We start from the raw sequence: 4,212 nt of genomic DNA on the forward strand, positions 1-4,212 counted from the left end.
AGGGCGTTTTTCACTTAGGCTAGCTGAGCTGGTAATACCTGCCGCAACCAAAATAATGGTTGCGATTGGGATTTCGAAGGCTAAACCAAATGCGAAGAATAGCTTTAGAATGAAGTCAAGATAGCGACTGATATCGGTCATTACAGTGACGCCTTCAGGTGCGGCACTGGTGAAAAAGCCAAACACCAAAGGAAAGACGACAAAGTAAGCGAATGCCATGCCGAGATAGAACAATATTATGCTCGATAGCAGTAAAGGATAGGCGAGCCGTTTTTCATTCTCATAGAGTGCAGGTGCGATAAAACCCCATATTTGAAAGAGCACATAAGGCATTGATATAAACAGTGCCGTCATTAGTGCCAGTTTGAAGGGGGTAAAGAAGGGTGATGCGACATCGGTCGCGATCATGGTGCTACCTTCGGGTAAAAAGACCCTAAGTGGCTCTGAGACAATCAGGTAGATATCGTTGGCAAAATAGTAAAGGCCTGCGAAGATCAATATAACGCAAAGCACAGAACGCAGGAGGCGTGTGCGCAATTCTATCAGATGGCTGATTAGAGGCTGGCCTTGGTCGACTACAGTGTCGTTTTCAGTTGCGTTGTCAGAAGTCTTACTCATGTCTTTACTATGCTTAGCTTATTACGGAGGCCATGTTATGACTGCTTAGGCTTGTCGTTTTGCGTATTGCTTTGAAGGTCTTTTGACGAATCAGGCTCTTTTGGTGCCTGAAACAGCTTGTCATACTCATCTCTTGGTAAGGGCTCGAACTCTTCAGCTTCTTTGAGCGTTTCAACTCCGTAGAAGTACATCCTGTTTTGCCGACTATCCTTGCTCATGCAATACAAATGATTTAAAATATTCAGAGGTTCCCTAGTTTTCAAATCTATTTTTAAGTGCCTAGGTCAGCTATTGTTGATAGCTATTAAAAGTAGTTGATCTTACAAGGTTTTTCAATGCGCTGACGCATGCGCTTTACAGGGAGTTTCGAGATTATGTTTAAGCACGGGACATGGGTTCTGTTAATTGCGGTTTTGATTACTGGATGTACTCAATCTCAGACAGAAACTGTTGATGGCATAGGTTCGGTCGAAGGTTTTTCCCCCGCCACCCAGATAACACAAAAAATGAATCAGGCTGTCGAAGCGCAACTTCCCCTCAAAGATTCTGAAGATATCGCACAATCCAAACGAGGCTTCATAGCCACGGTAGAAGGCCTTCAAGTATCCGCCTCCGGAAAATTGGCCTGGAACACAAAGGCCTATGAGTTCATACAAGGACAAGCTCCTGCAACTGTAAATCCTAGTCTTTGGCGGCAGGCGGGACTCAACAACAGGCATGGTTTGTATCAGTTATCAGAGGGGATATATCAGGTTCGTGGTTTCGATCTGGCCAATATGACCGTGATTCGTGGAGAGACGGGCTGGATCGTGATAGACCCGTTAACCACAGTGGAAACGGCACGCGTGGCAATGAAACTGGTAAATGATCAATTAGGAAAAAGACCCGTTAGCGCCATTTTGTTCACCCATTCTCATATTGATCACTTTGGCGGTGCCCATGGCATTGCCTCTCCAGAACAAGTCAGCCAACAGCAACTTAAAGTGATCGCGCCAGAAGGCTTTATGGAAGAGGCCACCAGTGAAAATGTGGTGGCAGGCATGGCAATGGGACGTCGCTCTATGTACATGTACGGAAAGCGATTACCTAAATCTGAAAGAGGGCATGTGGGCTCTGGCTTAGGTAAGGAACCTGCGTTTGGTCAGTTCACTATCTTAGAACCCAATGTGCTGATTTCCGAGAGTGGTGAACGTCATGAGATCGACGGCGTGACATTTGAATTTCAGGTGGTATCCGGTTCAGAAGCACCTGCAGAATTTACTTTCTATCTTCCTGAGTTCCGAGCCTGGTGTGGCGCTGAATTGGTTTCGCGTAATCTCCACAACCTATATACCTTGAGAGGGGCTAAAGTGCGCGATGCTTTGAAGTGGAGCGGTTATATTCATGATGCCATTCAATACGCAGAGAAAAGTGACCTCTATTTTGGCAGTCACCACTGGCCGATATGGGGCAGTGAAAAACTGGTGACATTTCTTAAAGCTCAACGGGATACTTATAAATATATCCATGATCAGTCGGTGCGTTTATTAAATGCAGGGTATACGCCAACGGAGATAGCCGAACAGATTGAGTTGCCTCCGAGTTTGGCCAGTAACTTTTCCAACCGTGGTTACTATGGAACGGTAAAACATAATGCAAAAGCGGTTTATCAGTGGTATTTAGGCTGGTATGACGGAAACCCTGCGAATCTTAATCCGCTTCCTCCGGAAGAATCTGCGGATAAATACATAGCCTTAATGGGAGGGGCTGAGAGGGTTCTACTTGCTGCTCAATCGGCTTTTGACCAGGGTGAATATCGTTGGGTAGCCGAACTTTTGAATAAATTGGTCTTTGCTGACCCTGGCAACGATAAGGCCCGAGAGCTCCTTGCTAAAGCTTATGATCAATTGGGATACCAATCGGAATCAGCGCCTTGGCGAGATAATTATCTTACGGGGGCTTATGAGCTGAGACATGGTGGCCCGGATAAAGGCGTTGATGTGGCAATGATGGAGGGGGTTCTGAGAGAGGCACCTCTTGAGAACTTCTTTATATCAATGGCTGCCCGTTTAATTGGCCCGGAAGCTTTTGATAGCCATCATAAGATCAATATCACCTTCACTGACAGGCAGGTAAATTTCTATTTGTGGATTGAAAATGCCGTTCTGCATTTTGAACAAATTGAACCTGTCAGTGATGCGGATGCCACACTTAAGGTGACTCATGAGTTATTTCTCAAAATGGCCACTGATCAGGCTGGGATCAAAGAAACCCTGTTCTCGGATGATTTGACGGTGGAGGGTAGTAAGCTGGATTTAGTGAGTTTCTTCAGGTTGTTTGAGAAGCCGAGAGGTGTCTTTAATATCATTGAGCCTTAAGGAACTTACTTCTAGGTTCCCTAGAATAAGGCCATTTGATTATCTATTAGGCGATCAAAGTCCATCCCGATAAAGGGCAGAATGCCTTCCGCGATGGGCTTTAGCTGTTTCTCAATGTAGTGTTGGTAATCAATGTCTGATTCAAGATAGTCCAAAGGCTCAGGCCCGTTCAGGGTGATGATATAGTTGATCCAGCCTTTGTGTTGATACTGTAGTGGCTTGCCAAGCGCTTTGTTCTTTTCGTCGGCTATTTTGGCAGATCGAGCATGGGGTGGAACGTTTTTAACGTACTCTCTGAGCGGTCTTCTAAGGCGTTTTCGATAAACCAGCTGATTATCCCGTTCTCCATTCAGTGTGGCCGCCACGGTGTCTTTGATAAATTGGCTTGGGTCGCGATCATCAAAGACGATTTGGTAAAGATTCTTTTGAAAGTCTCTCGCCACGTCTGTCCAATCAGTGCGAACCGTTTCCAACCCTTTAAAGACCATTTCCGGTTGTTGATTTTTAACAACCATACCGGCATAGCGCTTTTTACTGCCCGCTTCAGAACCACGAATGGTCGGGCGTATAGGACGTTTAAAGCACCTTTTCACCCTTCGGATGAAGTAGCATACCCGAAATTGCTGCTCATTTTTATTGCCTAAGCCCCGGAATTTAGCTTCACAGCGCCCAAAGAAGGTCGTATTTTGGTCGATTTGACCGAAAAGTGCCTGGCGAATGGATCTTTAGCCGACAGTTGCCCCACCGGCCTGCCGCAAAGGCTGACAGTACATGGATTGAGAGCTTAGGAGCGTCAATTAAATAAACGAGTCTGCGATGGGCCGAACAGGCTGGGAGTCAGTGGTGGGGCTCGCTCTGGCGGCTGGGTGTGATGGTTAGTATCGGCTTTGGCCGCCTTCTGTTTGAGATGTTTAAGAATCTGCTCGATTATGTCCGGATCCTCAATGCTGGCAATCACTTTGACATGCCCTCCACAGTGCTCGCAAACCTCAATATCAATATTGAAGACTCGCTTAAGTCGCTGCATCCATGTCATGGCATGGTGCCGCTCTTCAGGGGTCTTATCGAGCCAGTCAGTATCGGCTGCTTCTAGTTTGTCAGGCTTTTTTCCGCGTTTAGCCGGTGTGACCTGAACACGGTGTTTGCTGTTCGGTGCGAAGACTCCGTGGAATCGGGTGAGGTTGACGCGCGGCTTGGGTACCAGTGCAGCCAGCTTGGCCATGAAGTCCATGGGTTC

At 46.7% G+C, this 4,212-nt stretch carries 5 protein-coding genes; 1 reads left to right on the forward strand and 4 read right to left on the reverse strand.

The features are described 5' to 3' along the window. Both tatC and A3761_RS26245 read right to left on the reverse strand, forming a co-directional pair. Positions 1–618, reverse strand: a 618-nt coding sequence (tatC, locus tag A3761_RS09570; protein WP_068750156.1) for a twin-arginine translocase subunit TatC, incomplete at its 3' end; no start/stop codon positions are given. A 35-nt stretch (positions 619–653) separates the two neighbouring features. Next, complete coding sequence (locus A3761_RS26245; protein ID WP_156490463.1) at positions 654–809, reverse strand: hypothetical protein; 156 nt, start codon at positions 807–809, stop codon at positions 654–656. A 183-nt stretch (positions 810–992) separates the two neighbouring features. Between A3761_RS26245 and A3761_RS09575 the strand changes: the two genes are divergently transcribed. Next, the gene (locus tag A3761_RS09575) at positions 993–2,975 is read left to right on the forward strand and encodes an alkyl/aryl-sulfatase (RefSeq protein WP_068510506.1); all 1,983 of its coding nucleotides are present in this window, start codon (positions 993–995) and stop codon (positions 2,973–2,975) included. Between the two features lie 20 nt (positions 2,976–2,995). Here the strand turns inward: A3761_RS09575 and A3761_RS09580 are convergent, their stop codons facing one another. After that, positions 2,996–3,568 (reverse strand): DNA polymerase domain-containing protein, encoded by a 573-nt coding sequence (locus A3761_RS09580; protein ID WP_068510504.1) that lies wholly within the window; start codon positions 3,566–3,568, stop codon positions 2,996–2,998. Between the two features lie 200 nt (positions 3,569–3,768). Further along, positions 3,769–4,212: transposase (locus A3761_RS09585; RefSeq protein ID WP_197472997.1), on the reverse strand; the 444-nt coding region annotated here is incomplete at its 5' end.

Source organism: Oleiphilus sp. HI0123, assembly GCF_001635315.1.

What these genes read in the sequence shown, in the direction of transcription:
- A3761_RS09575 (WP_068510506.1), top strand. Translation starts at nt 993, where the DNA reads ATGTTTAAGCACGGGACATGGGTTCTGTTAATTGCGGTTTTGATTACT.
- A3761_RS26245 (WP_156490463.1), bottom strand. Translation starts at nt 809, where the DNA reads ATGTACTTCTACGGAGTTGAAACGCTCAAAGAAGCTGAAGAGTTCGAG.